At 49.8% G+C, this 14,647-nt stretch carries 20 protein-coding genes and 1 pseudogene; 1 reads left to right on the forward strand and 20 read right to left on the reverse strand.

Annotated elements, in window-relative coordinates:
* Positions 1-16 precede the first annotated feature (16 nt).
* The 10 genes from ACE3MN_RS27375 to traM all read right to left on the reverse strand — a co-directional run bounded on the left by ACE3MN_RS27375 (position 17) and on the right by traM (position 5,943).
* The gene (locus tag ACE3MN_RS27375) at positions 17-241 is read right to left on the reverse strand and encodes a hypothetical protein (RefSeq protein ID WP_064362914.1); all 225 of its coding nucleotides are present in this window, start codon (positions 239-241) and stop codon (positions 17-19) included.
* Complete coding sequence (locus ACE3MN_RS27380) at positions 222-818, reverse strand: conjugal transfer protein TraP (protein ID WP_224232551.1); 597 nt, start codon at positions 816-818, stop codon at positions 222-224. The genes ACE3MN_RS27375 and ACE3MN_RS27380 overlap by 20 nt, the downstream gene beginning before the upstream one ends.
* Positions 811-2,226, reverse strand: coding sequence for an F-type conjugal transfer pilus assembly protein TraB (gene traB / locus ACE3MN_RS27385; protein ID WP_375364397.1), 1,416 nt, complete (start codon positions 2,224-2,226; stop codon positions 811-813). The genes ACE3MN_RS27380 and traB overlap by 8 nt, the downstream gene beginning before the upstream one ends.
* Positions 2,226-2,966, reverse strand: a complete 741-nt coding sequence (traK, locus tag ACE3MN_RS27390; RefSeq protein WP_375364398.1) for a type-F conjugative transfer system secretin TraK — start codon at positions 2,964-2,966, stop codon at positions 2,226-2,228. The genes traB and traK overlap by 1 nt, the downstream gene beginning before the upstream one ends.
* On the reverse strand, positions 2,953-3,519 hold the full coding sequence (gene traE, locus ACE3MN_RS27395; RefSeq protein ID WP_020323527.1) for a type IV conjugative transfer system protein TraE: 567 nt from the start codon (positions 3,517-3,519) through the stop codon (positions 2,953-2,955). The genes traK and traE overlap by 14 nt, the downstream gene beginning before the upstream one ends.
* Positions 3,520-3,538: 19 nt before the next feature.
* Positions 3,539-3,844, reverse strand: coding sequence for a type IV conjugative transfer system protein TraL (traL, locus tag ACE3MN_RS27400; protein ID WP_020323523.1), 306 nt, complete (start codon positions 3,842-3,844; stop codon positions 3,539-3,541).
* Positions 3,845-3,857: 13 nt separating this feature from the next.
* On the reverse strand, positions 3,858-4,220 hold the full coding sequence (gene traA / locus ACE3MN_RS27405) for a type IV conjugative transfer system pilin TraA (RefSeq protein ID WP_142446400.1): 363 nt from the start codon (positions 4,218-4,220) through the stop codon (positions 3,858-3,860).
* A 62-nt stretch (positions 4,221-4,282) separates the two neighbouring features.
* A complete protein-coding gene (locus ACE3MN_RS27410) occupies positions 4,283-4,447 on the reverse strand; it encodes a TraY domain-containing protein (protein ID WP_185927446.1) in 165 nt (54 codons plus the stop codon).
* Between the two features lie 191 nt (positions 4,448-4,638).
* Positions 4,639-5,313, reverse strand: a complete 675-nt coding sequence (locus ACE3MN_RS27415; RefSeq protein WP_142446398.1) for a hypothetical protein — start codon at positions 5,311-5,313, stop codon at positions 4,639-4,641.
* 237 nt (positions 5,314-5,550) lie between these two features.
* Entirely contained in the window at positions 5,551-5,943 is a 393-nt protein-coding gene (traM, locus tag ACE3MN_RS27420; protein ID WP_155553375.1) for a conjugal transfer relaxosome DNA-binding protein TraM, read from the reverse strand.
* Positions 5,944-6,448: 505 nt separating this feature from the next.
* On the opposite strand from traM, the gene ACE3MN_RS27425 reads away from it, so the two are divergent.
* The gene (locus ACE3MN_RS27425; protein WP_224232568.1) at positions 6,449-6,856 is read left to right on the forward strand and encodes a transglycosylase SLT domain-containing protein; all 408 of its coding nucleotides are present in this window, start codon (positions 6,449-6,451) and stop codon (positions 6,854-6,856) included.
* 37 nt (positions 6,857-6,893) lie between these two features.
* Here ACE3MN_RS27425 and ACE3MN_RS27430 read toward each other — a convergent pair whose 3' ends face one another.
* The 10 genes and pseudogenes from ACE3MN_RS27430 to ACE3MN_RS27475 form a co-directional block, all read right to left on the reverse strand.
* Positions 6,894-7,424, reverse strand: a complete 531-nt coding sequence (locus tag ACE3MN_RS27430; RefSeq protein WP_155553373.1) for an antirestriction protein — start codon at positions 7,422-7,424, stop codon at positions 6,894-6,896.
* Between the two features lie 624 nt (positions 7,425-8,048).
* Complete coding sequence (locus ACE3MN_RS27435) at positions 8,049-8,882, reverse strand: N-6 DNA methylase (RefSeq protein WP_142446394.1); 834 nt, start codon at positions 8,880-8,882, stop codon at positions 8,049-8,051.
* A 46-nt stretch (positions 8,883-8,928) separates the two neighbouring features.
* Positions 8,929-9,159 (reverse strand): hypothetical protein, encoded by a 231-nt coding sequence (locus ACE3MN_RS27440; RefSeq protein ID WP_142446393.1) that lies wholly within the window; start codon positions 9,157-9,159, stop codon positions 8,929-8,931.
* 87 nt (positions 9,160-9,246) lie between these two features.
* Positions 9,247-9,594: a hypothetical protein gene (locus ACE3MN_RS27445; protein WP_142446392.1), complete on the reverse strand. Its 348-nt coding sequence runs from the start codon at positions 9,592-9,594 to the stop codon at positions 9,247-9,249.
* Positions 9,595-9,659: 65 nt separating this feature from the next.
* On the reverse strand, positions 9,660-10,040 hold the full coding sequence (locus ACE3MN_RS27450) for a hypothetical protein (protein WP_142446391.1): 381 nt from the start codon (positions 10,038-10,040) through the stop codon (positions 9,660-9,662).
* Between the two features lie 816 nt (positions 10,041-10,856).
* Positions 10,857-11,273 (reverse strand): type II toxin-antitoxin system HigA family antitoxin, encoded by a 417-nt coding sequence (locus ACE3MN_RS27455; protein ID WP_049010942.1) that lies wholly within the window; start codon positions 11,271-11,273, stop codon positions 10,857-10,859.
* A complete protein-coding gene (locus ACE3MN_RS27460) occupies positions 11,270-11,581 on the reverse strand; it encodes a type II toxin-antitoxin system HigB family toxin (protein ID WP_023292165.1) in 312 nt (103 codons plus the stop codon). Before ACE3MN_RS27460 ends, ACE3MN_RS27455 begins: the two co-directional genes overlap by 4 nt.
* Before the next feature lie 301 nt (positions 11,582-11,882).
* Positions 11,883-12,184, reverse strand: a pseudogene (locus ACE3MN_RS27465) (DDE-type integrase/transposase/recombinase).
* Positions 12,185-12,299: 115 nt separating this feature from the next.
* Positions 12,300-13,229: a DMT family transporter gene (locus ACE3MN_RS27470; protein WP_158236771.1), complete on the reverse strand. Its 930-nt coding sequence runs from the start codon at positions 13,227-13,229 to the stop codon at positions 12,300-12,302.
* 20 nt (positions 13,230-13,249) lie between these two features.
* On the reverse strand, positions 13,250-14,389 hold the full coding sequence (locus tag ACE3MN_RS27475) for a trans-sulfuration enzyme family protein (RefSeq protein ID WP_072122725.1): 1,140 nt from the start codon (positions 14,387-14,389) through the stop codon (positions 13,250-13,252).
* Positions 14,390-14,647 lie beyond the last annotated feature (258 nt).

Raw genomic sequence — 14,647 nt, forward strand, 5'->3', positions numbered from 1 at the left:
TCTCGCTATTTATCAGTTATTTTTTCAGGTTCATCCTGAACAGAGTGTTTGCCTTAATCGTCCGGACAAATTTATCCCGCTCTCCCGGACTCATCGCTTCGTCAACACGCTTAAGCTGAGTGACATCCGATCGGGCGAAAATCAGTTCTGATGAAAACGCTGTTTTTCCTGCACCAGGCTCCCCGACCGGAACCGCATTACCGGTTTCATCGGGGTATGGATTATTTCTCTTTGTTTTCATTTTTATCTTCCTCGCTAAATCTGGCGGAAGGGTCATAAATCACGATGGTCTCACCGCGTTTCTGATATCCGGCCAGTAACGGTGATATCGCGCCTTTGCCGGGTCTGCATCCGGGAAAAACATTCCCCCGCGCATCCCTCACCCACGTGATACCTGTTCTGCTGGCAGGGGTACGGCCGAAAACCACCGCGACACCCGTAAACACCACCGCCATCAGAAACCAGAGCCAGAGGATGTTTTTCGTGTAGCCCTGGTCGATATGTGCTGCATACCCTGCCGCATCCGTACTGAAAGAAGAGCAATCCTCCTGTAAAACAGGAGGCAGTAATGGCTTCACCGCATCACCATTGAGTGCTTCGCGCGAAGCGGGTTCCGTGCAGTCGTGAATGACATATCCTTCCCGCTGCACCGATTCGATGGTATTCACCAGCATCTGACCGGGCGTGATATGACCACGCCACAGCGCTGCCACAATCAGCAGCATCATCGTGGCCAGCGGATACACTACCGCATGCTGAATCAGCCAGCGGAACCAGCGCAGCGAGGACAGAACGAGAGCAGTGCGGGACTTAACCATGGTTTTCTCCCTGCGCTTCTGCGCCTGGTGAGAACTGGCGTGGGTCCAGCTTGCCCAGTTTTTTCAGCATTTCGTCAGTGTTAAACCCGTTCAGGTTGCTGCCTGACTGTTGCGCTTCAGGCTGCGCGACCGGCTCCTGATTCTGCGCCTGTTGTTGACCGTTCTTTTCCGCTTCCAGCTCCTCAATGGTTTTCAGCTGGAACCCATCCTGAAAGACCACGGTGACTTCATTGCCGGCACCAATCGGGATAACAGGGTGATACTGCTCTGAACGTTTAATGTAGTACTCGCTCAGTGTTGAACTTCCTTTTGACGCACCGCCTCCAAACCCCATTTTGAGAACATCACCGGCACCGAGCGTCGCCGTGGCCCCCAGCCCGACAGCCGGCTGAGAAGCACGCTCTATTCCCTGACCAATCCCGTCAACAAAACCGGCCCCCCATGCCCAGCCGAGGATTTTTCCGTTACGCATCACGACTTCCCCTTTCACCCCGTTCTTGCCCATGAAAGAGACGTGCCCGGCTATCGGCTGGTCGATGGTTTTGTCCCCTTTGATGCAGCTGATATTGCGGGTGCGGACGATGGCGCGCTCACTGGAGACATCCCCCCAGGCTTCGAGACCGACAAAGCAGCCGGTCAGGTCATACGTTTTGCTGTTCGGCATCTCGACACGACCCACCACACGCAGCTGCATCGGCACCGTGGATTCGTTACCCGTGACAGAAGCATTCGCATCGGCCCCTTCAATCAGGATGCTCTTCGCAAAGCTGCCGGAAGGGATATAGGGCAGCTCCCGCCCTTTTTTGCCCCGGTTGTAGTTGAATGTTTTACGCTGTATCTGGTTCGGAACCGGCACAGACTGGTAGCTGACCTGTGGCGGTAGTGTCACACCATTGCCCGGATAAAATGCCGTCGGAGGCGGTACCGCTGCGCCGGACTGCGGCGGATAACTGGCAGGCTGCGGCTCGCCTTCCGGGCCAGGAGGCGGAGACGGCGGTGTTGGCGCAGGTTCGCCGCCAGAGACAGCCGGCTTAACGCCCAGCGCCTTCAGCTGTTCCTGCATGGCCGCATTCTCATTGCTGAGTTTGTCGATACGGACCTGGTCTGCATTCCGCGCTTTACTGAGCAGGTCCACTTCCCCCTGCAGGGAGGCAAATCGCTTGTTCAGGTCTGCCGCCGTGGCCTGCATCTCGGTGGTGGCATGCTGCTCCACTTTGCTGTTGAAGCTGCTGTCGACCACCCCGGTCATGTCCGGTGCGGGTTCGCCCTGAGCAGGGGCCTCTTCATCAGAGCTCAGGTTCAGCTCTGACAGATACAGACCGCCGCCAACGGCAGCTGCGCCGCCCACCAGAATGAGCCCCAGCCAGAGGTACTGCTTGCGCTTAATCAGCGTGTTGAAGTTCGCCATCAGCGGTTCCCTCCAGCATCAGAGGTGGTCACCCAGACCTGCATCCGGCCACCGGCGGTCAGCGGTCCTGCAGGCGTACTGAGCATGACGGCGCGCGTGCCGGGCTGCCAGAAATCGCTCTCACGCACCATACGAGGCGACAGCGAGACATTATCCAGACTGTAACGGACGACCTTCAGGTGATGCCCTGTCCAGACTTTCTCTGCCGTGGCACGCAAACCGGCTGGCACCGCCAGCGTTTCTGACGTGACCGGGACAGCCTGATAGTCACCAGGAACACTCCCCTGGCGCACGGCACGGTTCAGGGTGACCAGTACGGATTCATACGGATTAGACTCTTCCCATGCCCTGGCCGGTCCCGGTGTTCCCGACAATTCACTGACAAGCTGAATGGTTCTACCGACGCCTGCGTGCGGCACAGCACGTATGGAGAAGTTCAGGCCGCGCTCGGTTTCCACGATAAAGGTGAACGGCTTTTTACTGACGGTCGCCAGAATAGCCCCCCCGCTGTCGGTCTGCTCCTGATTGGTCAGGCCGCCATCCAGGCTGTTAATCGCGGTGATACGGTCCCCGGGTACAGTAAAAAGGTTCGGATCGGTGTTGCTCACCGCGATATTAGCCTGCCCGCCGTTTGTCAGAGGGACCACGGTCGGGGCCAGCGTCCCACTGAGGGTGGCGGACATTGCAGGCACCGTAAATAACAGGCAACCTGAAATAAATAACGGATTAATTTTTTTCATTATTTATTTCTCCGAAACGCGCCAGCCAGCTGACGCCGTCGACGCGACTGAACTGAATGACATAACTTTTAATTTCGCTGTAGGGTTTCGAATCACCAATCCATGTTTTCAGCTCCCCCCTGATATCAACGCGGTTCTCCGCAGGCCAGGCGCGGACAGACGTCATATAAAAGGTGGCGTTAACATTATTTTCTTTTATTCGTTTCGCATCTTCAGCCAGCTGGACCTTAAGACTGTTCTGCGAGGCCGGTAATACATACCGGAGCAGCTGCTGATGCTGGGCATCAACCGTTTCCGGTGTGACGTTAAGGCGAAGCGCAATAAAACTCAGCCCCAGTTGTTCAATATAAGAGGCGTCGGCCTGATTCTGTGAAACCGCAAACGGGGCACTGAATAACATCGGTGTCACCGCCACTTTCTGTTCTGTCTGAAGGCGGTAGTTATTAATGCCCTGAATGATATTTGTCGCAAGACTGAGGGTAAAAAGCGTCCCCAGACAGATAAATCCCACGGCGATAACACGCGTGGTATCTTGCCTGGCACCATGTTCCATATGTTATTTCCCCGTTGATTTATTTAATCCACTGCCGGAAACAGGAGTCCGGAACATCATGAAAGAAACCTTTAAGAAGAGACGTTGGCAGATACCAGTAAATCAGGTCGCGTAGCCAGGAGCTGCCCCGCCCTTTTTTCAGTTTCTTGATACCCCAGAAAACCAGTGCCGCTGCAGCCATACCAAATATGAACTTGCTGGTCCAGAAACCCCAGCCGAGACATATCACGGCCGGGATAAGTTCATCGAGATATAAACCAAACCAGCGGGACTGGTTAGTCAGTGTTTCCGGGAAACGGTATTTCTTTAATTCGTCTCCCGTCATCACTTATTCCCTGTCAGTATCCGGCGACTGACATACCGATGGTGATAAAGGTGGAAATAATGGCGAAGCCAAACAGGAATTTTACGTTCTTGGTCATCATGTACATGATGCCACCTGCGATAACTTCAGCCAGTACCACCCACTTGACCACGCTGGAAGACTTACCGAAGGTACCCTTGACCGTGGTATCACCGGACTTCATCAGGTCAGTCGCGGTGGCCATCGCCGCCTGCGGGAACAGCGCGGCCACAGCCACAGCAGGCAGGGCATACTTCAGGGTTTTCAGTGCCGTCTTCTTGCTGAAAACGCGGGACAGAAAAGACGGCTTAGTTTCTTCAGAGACAGCAGTGCCCTGAACACTTAATACAGCATTCATGTTTATTTCCTTTAAAAAAGAATGATGGATATATAAAACAAATTTATGACTATGTTGCTAAATCATCTCTCCTGTTCACCTCCTGGTACGGTAAGTTCTGAGTTATAAAAGTCCGGAAACCTTTCAAGATGATCTTTCAGTCTCAAATAGGCTTCGGATGTTTTACTTCTTCTGCTTCTGTCTTTTGCTTTGATAAGTCGACGATTAGTCTCTTCATCAAGTTTCAGAAGAACATTTTTCCCTGGCGCAGGTCGTGCGTTACTCCTAATCGCTCTTTCCAATCGACCTCCAAAATAAAATTACCAACTCTTAAAAAAGTTTACATTTGCAGAATTAAAAGTAAACAAATTAAGGAGGGGTTTTGAGTAAATTATTTTCACAATCACCCGCACTAAAAGTGCGCGTGATTTACATAAATTTAACACTTGCCAGATAGGATTTTGATTACATTAAAAGCAAGCTGGCTATAATTAAGTGTATTCAAAATCAACACCCCCAAGCAGTCCCTGTTATTTATAAAGCAATCATTTTTAATTTTTCTTATTAATTTTTTAACCTGGTCTTCAGTCAAATTTGTAGAACCAGAAATTTTTGATATAGTAAAACCATAAGCATACAAGTTAAAAACCTTCCAGAAATCTAAATCCACTTTTTTTCTCAAACAAAAGATATCATCAATTTGTATAGAGGATCGGCTATGTTCGTTCTCCAGAGGTAAGAAACTCGTGGATTCTGAAAAGAAAACCCATCTTACAAATTTAGCATCATTTAGAGAAATGGATTCAATAAATACATTTAGCAAACAATTTATTGATTTAACATTCTTAAAGATATACGGTCCCATCCCTGACAAGGAATTGATCTCGGCGTTAAATAATTCTAACCGAACATCAACAGAAATTGACGAGAACCAGGATTTTAGTTCATTGTCATTCAACATGTTTTTTTCAAAGAGAGGGCTCAAATAAATTAATTCGCCATGAGCATCGCGTATAAAGCAGTGACTTGATGAGATTGAAAGTAAATCATCAAGATGCTTGATGATTTCCGATTGACTGTACACTATGATTTGACTACGATCCATCGCACACATAGGTGCCTCCTAGAAGGTTTCTATGGATAGTTGGTGTAGAGAGGTTCGAGCTCTCTACACCAATGTTTCTCAAATTTTAACTACACCTTAATTATAAAATCCAGCCCCAGTAATGTCACCTAAAATGACCAGATCTTTATCCTGAAATATTAACCATTATTAGAAGAATCGCACATACACTGAATGGATTTTCCTTTAATTAACACAATCAACGTCTTTGCCACGAAAAATCCTATGTTATTCTTCATCATTATTTTCATCATCAGGAAAAAATCTTTGCATGACTTCATGAACATCCTCCTGGATATTCTGAACCATACCCTTCCATTGCCAGCGGGGATCATCTTTAACATGAGGACTCAGACATTCAATCCCCAGGACTTTATTTACTGAAAATTGTGTTTTCACAATACTTTCAAGTAAAGCCCTGTTGAATGCCATCTGATTAAATCCGGATTCTTTACGTTCCATCTGAGCTTCATAAACCCGAAGGCCTAACTCAAGTAACATTGTCGATATACTGGAAAAACTGACATCTTTCTCCTTCGCCCCCTCCATTCTACGTTTTTCCACAATCGCATTAATTTTCTCACACACTTCATCACTGGGGTAGGCCTGCACTTTACCCATATCGTTCTCCTTATAAAAACTTCAGACCTAAATCTATTTACCTGATGCTAAACCATGCGAAGGACTCACAATTTAATTCATGAATTGAATCATGTCTCAGGCCTTTCTTTTGCAATTCAATATGCGAATCACATCATGAATTGAATTACAAGTCAATTCATCTTAACCCCCTGATTCTAATGAGGTGAATCATAAACGATTCATTAGCGAATCATTCATGAATTGTCAGTGAATCGTTTTTAATTCACTGACACATTAGCTTATATTAAATAAAATAACATAAGCCACGTTAACTCACTGTTTTCAAGTAGCAATCTGCAAAATTTTAATTTTGCGTGGGGTGTGGTGATTTTGTGGTGAGGAGTGCATATATGTTGAGTCTGGTTATGGTCTGGGTTAACGTATTTGCAGGAACCGACCCGGAGGGAGTCTTTTGAGAAAACAACTGGTATTAGCTACCCTGCTTTTAATTTCCACGCCTGCCTGGGCTGCGGATTGTTTTGATATGGCAGGACGGGACTATCGAATAGATCCCGATCTGCTGCGGGCTATTTCATGGCAGGAGTCTAAATGGAAGGTGAATGCCATCGGGAAAAACCCGGGAGCTGGCTACGGTGCCGGACTGATGCAGATCGACTCGCAACACCAGGGTGAACTGTCGCAGTACGGTATTAAACCGGGACACCTTCTGACTGATGCCTGTCTGAATATTTACACCGGTGCTTATTATCTGGCACTGGCTTTTAAAAAATGGGGAGTCAGCTGGGAGGCAGTCGGCGCCTACAACGCCGGGTTCCTAAGAACGGACAGGCAGGCCATACGACGACTGGAGTACGCCAGGAAGATTGAGGCCATCTACCTCGCTATCAAAAAAAATAAAAATGCCGGCCAGTCATCTTTAACAAAAAAATGAAGGCCTCATTCATGAGGTCTTTATAACAGAGAAGTGATTAATCAATTGCCCGCCATATTAAATGCCGTTCGGGATGATGAATAATGCTGATATAATCCTTCAGCGCATCCTGCCGTGAAACCAGTCGCCTGCAGATCTGGTCATATTGCGGCCCCATTTCAGCCACGTGCCAGGACAGCCTGTTCATAATCATCAGCGTGGCAATAATGCCTGCTGCATCAGCGCTGACCTCACCTTCGAAATAATTTCCCGGGATGCACATCCTGTAACGCTGCTCACCTTCAGGTGCGATATATCCGGTCTGCGTGGTAATGAACTGGATGCTGTTTGGTGCAATATTCCCGCCGACACCCTGTGGAATAACCCAGTAAGACCAGGAACCGCCGTCGTATTCAGAATGCTGGCGTAACCAGCTCGCGGCCATATTATCGGCTAACGGCGTAAAAAAGAGGTCCGGGATATAATCAAGGCGAGCTTTACCATTGGTTACGGCACAGCGCAGATATTTATCTGTTTTAAACTGTTCGTCTGATTCACGAGTGGCGATGTTGACTTTCATTGTGCGCATACTGATTTTCTCCTTCGCGGGTTATTAAAACGTTCGACTTCATCACTGAGCGGCGAAGGGCAATTTGCAGCCGACGGGGAGGAAATAAAGGGGCGCGCGGCGTTTATATACCCCTTTATTTCCTCCACGGCTGATGCTAAAAGCAGCCCTCCGCGAAAGATGAAGTCGGGCGATATCGAGCAGGAGTGAGAATGCGCACAACCCTGAACGTCAATCCGGTGTTTATCGGATTCACGTTCAGGCCCTGGAGTGGCGGGTATTTATCGCCACGGTGAGAGCGGCGCATCCTGATAAGGATGCAGCAAGCGAGATTTTGAATTTGCGTCAGGATGGAAGCCCGACAGGGCAGAGACAGCTTGCTGGCTCTGTTCACGACAGCCGTGTGCCGACAGGGACGACGCCCGGGTCAGTATTTATTTAATCTTTCATCAGAGATAAATAGCGGAAGAGATACACAGCAGAATATCGGAAGCGATGTAACAGGGATGAATAAAGAATATTGATGAGATAATACCGCGCCGGAGTAATACGGGCGGCGCGTAGCGCAGCCGGTATTATTCAGCGCCACAGGCGCTGCGGCCTTTCAGCGCAGTCGGGCAGGTTATCCCCTGCCCTTCCGGTTATTTACGCGGCCTCCTGTATTCCGCGCATGAAGTCCCGCATAGCCCTGAACCGGCGCAGAGCTGCCAGTCGTTTTTCAAAATCATTGAGGTAGTAAACCGGGGTATACCTCACCCGCCGGAACTGCATCGTGAGCGTATTGCCCGTCACCACTTCCGCTGCTATCCCCAGCAGTGACAGCTGGATGAAGGCCATATCTGCCGCCACCGGATCGATATCAATGCAGCTGCCAAACATGTGCATGGAGGGGTTAATATCCGCTTCAAGCAGGCACTCTGCATAGGCGATCAGCATCCCTGCGGCCCCACACGCCGGATCGCTGACGGTGGCAATGCCTTCCCGGCGGATAGTGTCTCTGACGCCTGGCATCAGCATTCGCGCCATCAGACACTGCACCGAATACGGCGTAAAATACTGCCCGCGAAAATTATCGCCCAGCTCCAGCTCCATAAAAATCGCGCCGAGGAAATCATGAAATTTCGCTTCCAGCGCACACACCATCAGGCAGAACATTTCCTGCATGTTCGCGATGTCGGTGGCCTCGTACCGGGCGCAGATTTTCCGGCAGTGCTCCATGCTCTCCGGCGTTCTTATCCGGGCCATATCCAGCTCACTGGCGGCGAGTGACAGAAAATCACTGAACACTTCCCAGCGCCCCAGATGGCGGCCCGTATCCTTAAAAAGGCTGATAAAACGGCCCCGGCTGTACTGCTCGCTCATCATACGATGAACCGCAGGCACCTGTTCCGCGATCTGCTGCCCTGCCTGAATGACAGGGCTGTTATCCGCGGTTTCTCTGGCCATATTGAACACATCGGCAAAACCAAGCTGTGACATACAATTATCTCCGCTGTTGCCGCTCCCGAAGGAGCGGCTCACCTTATCAGTTACATGCGCGTTTAAGTTCAAGCGTGCGGAGTACCTGCCCGAAGGCGGAGTTGTTCATCGCGGGGATATGGACGCCACGCCCCTTGCGAACGCTCCGGGCAATATGCCGCCCGAAGGCCTTCAGCGCCGGGTCAATCTCCTGTGCGGCGATGTCGTCCCGCAGGTTGCGCTGATGACGGCGGGGCTTTACAGCCTCAGTGGAAGGTGAAAGAATAGATAGGTTCATATGTACCTCTTAGTTAATTTGAACAGCCGTAAAAATCGTTCCAGCGACTTTTACGGCGTGGATAAAGCAGGGTTTTCCCTGCTTTTTTCATTTCCGGAACAGGTAAAATTCCTCCTTAATGCGCGTTGTGATCTGTGCATGGCTCAGGTTGCACACATCCCGCAGCCGGAAATATCTGGCTCCGTAGCGGGCATATATCTCTGTCACGTCACCGCAGACCATTTCCTGCAGCATGAACGTTTCCCACTCGCCGTTCTCACTTGTTGACCAGTTGAGCGGATACATCAGGCCCAGCGCGTCATGGAACGTGTGAACGTCGATTTCTGAGGGGGCTTTAACCGCTGCTTTCTGCCGGCTCAGCCAGTATTCGCGCTCTGATTCTGCTGTAGCCAGCATTCCTGGATGGGCTGATGATTCGGTCAGGTGTAAGTTCATACGTCTCTCCTTATGTGGATCACCGGCGGCCCCCGGACCGCCAGATGTTGGGGAAATAAGCAGACTCATGGCATATGGCGTTCAGCGCGCATTGAGTCAGCAATGTATTTGCGTGCGTCATTCCACGCATCCTTACCGGTATCACCAAAAAGAAGCTCAACGAGTTTCCGGGACTGCAGCCATGGTTGAGCAACGCCGAAATGCACCTGCAGAACGTCCGCGTGCCAGTCAACCACTCCCGCCCCCAGGACGTTATCAGCCATACGCATCAACGTGCCCCATACCAGTTCAGCTCTTTCGCTTTCTCTCAGGCGCTTGTTTTTAAGCTCCGCCAGATACATCAGGAGGCTCTTTTGCTCGCTAATCACGTTGGCCTGACGGTTTTCAACCCATCTTTCGGTAGATTCTTTGGTGGCGGTTTTGACGTTGACGTTCTGTGTGTTCATTCTGCTTTTCCTCTGGTCTGGTGGTTAATCCATCTCTCGGTGAGTTCCCTGGCGGCAAAGGGCAAAGGAGCAACGTCGTAAGGAGGAGAACAAGGGGCGGAGACAAAAAGTTTTTGCGGTCCCTGGCAAAAAGTTTTTGGCGGAGTTTATTTACCCCTTGGGTGACGACACGGCGGTGCTACGAACAGCCCTTCGCCGGGGAACGGACTAGAGATGACTCACCAGGGGAAGGGATGAGAATGAACACACCCGACACGACGGAACGGCGTGGCGCCATCAGAGTGCCGGCAGGTGTATCGCCGGCACGGTGAAAGCGGCGCGGCCGGAACGGTCGCAGCAAGCGCTGCAGTTGACCTCAGACACTAGCCGTCAGGCCCGAAACCGCGTAGCGGGTTCGGCGGAGCTTACCGCGTCTTTTCGCGGTTAGCGGAGTGTGGCTCGACGACTGAACCGCGCCAGCGGGTCAGGAGCCGAAGGGGTCCAGAGTTGTTATGCCTTTGACGTAAAGGCCTTAAAGGGTTTAACAGCGACGACACAGCAGGGAGAAGAAGCAGTAAGACAGCGGGCAGCAAACAGGGAAGACGCCGAAAGGAAATGCGGGCGGCGCGTCAGCGCGGCCCGGTTTTCCCGGCGCCGCAGGCGCGCGGCCTTTTTGCCCGTCTCGTAGTCAGAATGACAGGTTTAAGACAGCTACTGTGCGATCGCAGCGTTTCATTCCCTGCATTGAATTCTCGCCATGCAGTCATGCCTTCCAGCAGTTCACAAAATACGTCTCGCTCTTTCATCTGTGCCCTCTTCGCCTGCTCTGTTCCGGTATCAGTCAACAAACATCGAGACCGGGATTTGAAATCGATTTGCCAGCGCCCGCATGTGATCAAGGGTCAGACTGCGTTCACCACTGAGGATCCGGCTGACGAGCGATTTTTTACCTATCTCATTTTCGAAATCGGACTGTGAAAGCCCGTGTTGCTGCATAAGAACCCGCAGCAACGATACACCGTTTTTGCCTGCTTCGATGCGCGTATTAAATTCTTCAAATTCCACCGCGTTATCTTCCCAGGCATCGATGCGGGCAGTCAGCATATCAACCAGCGGGCTGTCCGGATCATGTTCCAGAAGATATTCAACGAGTTTAAGTGCCTCTTCGTAATCTTTGCGGGACGAGCTGCCACCCAGCAGAGGGACAATACTGGCCAGGTCATTCGCAGCTTTAATGGCATCGCTAAAAATCATTCTTTGTGCTCCCGATAATATTTCGTTAAGCGATCATATTCAGCATGGGTGGTTATGTGTTTGACGAATATCTTTCCGCGCTCAAAATCAGCAAAAAACATCATTCTAAGGTTATTACCGCCGATATCGATAACCCACCATTTCTCCCGGTATTTCATGCGATCCAGACTAGTAAAGTATCGCTTTAGCTCATCCGGTTTTTTTGCGACAACCCGCTTTAGTACACGATAGGTGTCATCGATGGCCGCTGCATCATTCGGATAGTGTCTTGCCGCCTCATCAAAAGGGGCTCGTGATATAACATGCACGCCATGTCTCCGGTTTCCATTATGGAAACATTGTACTTAACTCTACGGGAGTTGACAATATGGGAACAGGCTGACAGGCCAATTTCTTCCCCGCCAGCCATTCCGATTACCCGACTTTTACGACTTCAATGCCCAGGATCAGAGCGATGAATTCAGCTTTGTTCTGCAGCAACCAGGCGCGAGCTTCAAGGGCTCTGTCGCATTAGCGTATGCATGTCAGCAATTGTATGCTGCTGAATTTACAGGCAGTTAACAGATAAAATTGTTCTGCGGGTGACAATCCATCACTTTGTGGGGGTTGCTACTGTCCTTTACGTATCATGTGGAGCAGCTCAATACCTGCCAGCAACGTCGGTGCCCGACGGAACGACTTAAATCCCAGCATCAGACGTATTCGTCGTTTGATATTTCGATGATCCTGCTCAATCAGGTTATTCAGATACTTGCTTTGCCTGTGGAATGGTCGACAGTGATACCGCGTTCAGCCATTATCTCCTCGAGATTTCGCAGGCTGAGTGAGTAAGTCAGATACCAGCGAACACACTGAGCAATAATATCGACAGGATAGTGCAGACGTTTGAAGGCTTTTCGGATCAACTGCATAGTGAGGTAATATCGCCAAAAAAAACAGTATGTTATCTGACGGCTTCTTAATGCGACAGAGCCGAATTTCCGCTTTGCTCAAGCAGATAATCTCATCCAGGTAAAACTCCCTCTGTTAAGCGTCCCGAAATGAAAAGGCTACTGCCATCATGGCCCCGGTAAACACCAAGATTAAGCCGCTCAAAAAGACAAAGGTAAGATGACTGCCGAGGAAAACTACGGATGAGATGACGCCAATCACCGGGACGCCCAACGTGAAATTTGACATTGTAAAGCTGGATACTTTTCGGCCGCACTCCGTCGATATCACGAAACAAACAGAGGTCGCAATCGGTCCGATGAAAACAATCAACGCGCAAAGCAGCGGACTCCAGTGGATCTCACGTGGCCATCCCTCATATTTAATGGCAAGCAACAGCATCGGTATTGTCGCAAATAACATTTGCCAGGGTGCCAGCGCCAGCGGTGACAGATGCCATTGATGCTGTTTAACGTGAAAAATCACCACCGACCAGCAAAGCGCCGCTAGTAGCAAGAACAGATTGCCCTTTACCATCCCCTGCTGGGACCAGTCTATCTCCAGCGGAGAGCAGATGATGGCAATACCGATAATGCCTATACATAAAGCGAGCAGCTGCTTTTTCTGGGGCAGCGATTTATTGATTATCCAGGCGAAGAGCACCCCCCACAAAGGCGTTGTATAGGCCAGCAGTGCCGCCCGACTGACGTCGGTATATTGCATTGCGATCAGCCCCAGCGCCGTAAAGGCGAGCATCTGAAGGCCTCCGACGCTGAAGACTATCGGCAGATCTTTTTTCGATGGGACGGTCAATTGCTTTTTACACCCGACGATGATAAACAGACATATTCCGGCGGTTAAGAATCGCAGGGTTCCTAGCCACAGTGGAGGAATATCATGGAGCGCTGTTTTCATCGCTGGCCAACTTAATCCCCATAATAATACCATGAGCGTCAGCATCAGCCATAGGCTATATCCTCGATATCGGTCTTTACGCTTTGCCAACGGCGTTATAGGTGTATTCATTGTCCCACTCATGATGTCGATTATATTTTTAATTTTTGCAACGCATCGAACGCTTGCGCTAAGTCATTGATCAAATCCAGTCCATTTTCAATGCCGACCGAAAGTCTGAGCAGATCGTCAGGACAAGATGATTCCTCTCCTTCGGTATCTTTTCGGTATTCAATCAGGCTTTCTGTTGACCCTAGCGAGGTCGAGTTTCTGAATAGCTTGGTAAGTTTAGGTAATATTCTTGCGGCCACGGCTCCGTTTTTCACCCGAAATGACAGCATTGCGCCATAGAGATTATTCATCTGAACTCTGGCTAGATCGGCGGATTCATTGGCGGCTATTCCAGGATAGAAAACTTCGGCAATGGCGCTTTGCGTTAACATCCAGTTTGCAAGTTGTTGCGCATTAGCGCTAGCTTTACCGTACCTTAACGCCAGGGTGCGCATCCCGCGAACCAGCAGCCATGCTTCCATGGGCTGAAGAATCAGTCCCGCGCTGGTTCTGAAATTTAATATCTGCTGCCACCAGTAATCGTTTTCTTTGCACACCAGAAAGCCCGCAGTCAGGTCTCCGTGGCCGTTTAAATATTTTGTTGCGGAATGCAGGACTATATCGGCGCCTAGCGCCAAAGGCTGTACCGCAAGCGGGGTTGAGACTGTAGAGTCGACGATTAACCGCGATGCGTAGCGCTTGGCGAGACGGGCGACTCTGGCAATATCGACGATCTTCCATAAGGGATTGGTGGCGGTTTCCGCCCAAACAAACGAGATAGCTCTTCCGGCTAATGCCGTTTCCAGGGCATCATAATCAGATAGATCAATAAAATAAATCGTAATTTGATGTTGACTACAAAAATCGCTCATGATTTTGAAAAATTCATAGTAGCAGTCTTTTTCAACAACAATGGCATCATGTGGCTTAAGAGTCAGCAAAACTGCCCACGCCGCTGAAACACCGGAGTTAAACGCCGCGGCAGACGCCCCGCCCTCCATTTTGGTTAAAATATTTTCCGCCAGTTGGGTGGTTGGATTGCCGCTGCGAATATAATTGATCGCTGCATCATTCATTATTGTTCTGGATGAAACGGCGGTATGAATTGAAGGAACCAATCCCCCCGTTATGCTATCCGTATAGTGATCTAACCCCGCAAGTAACGTATCAAAATTATTCATTAAAATGTCCGTAACAGAATATATAAATGGGTTTAATTTCTATTCATAATCGTAATCAGATCGATAACCAGTTGAAAGTTATCCAGCAGCTCTATAGCCTGTCAGCTGATCCTATGCCGGGAGAATCTCTTAAAATGAGAAAAAATTAAACAGAAAAAATAACGTGCTAAGATATCGAAAAATTAATACATAGGCTCAGAAGCTATGTGACAATCGCAGAATTAACTCTGTTCCTGCGCATGACCCTAGCCGCACGCA

The sequence above is a fragment of the Klebsiella grimontii genome, from assembly GCF_042137965.1.
GTDB classification, from domain to species: Bacteria; Pseudomonadota; Gammaproteobacteria; order Enterobacterales; family Enterobacteriaceae; genus Klebsiella; species Klebsiella grimontii.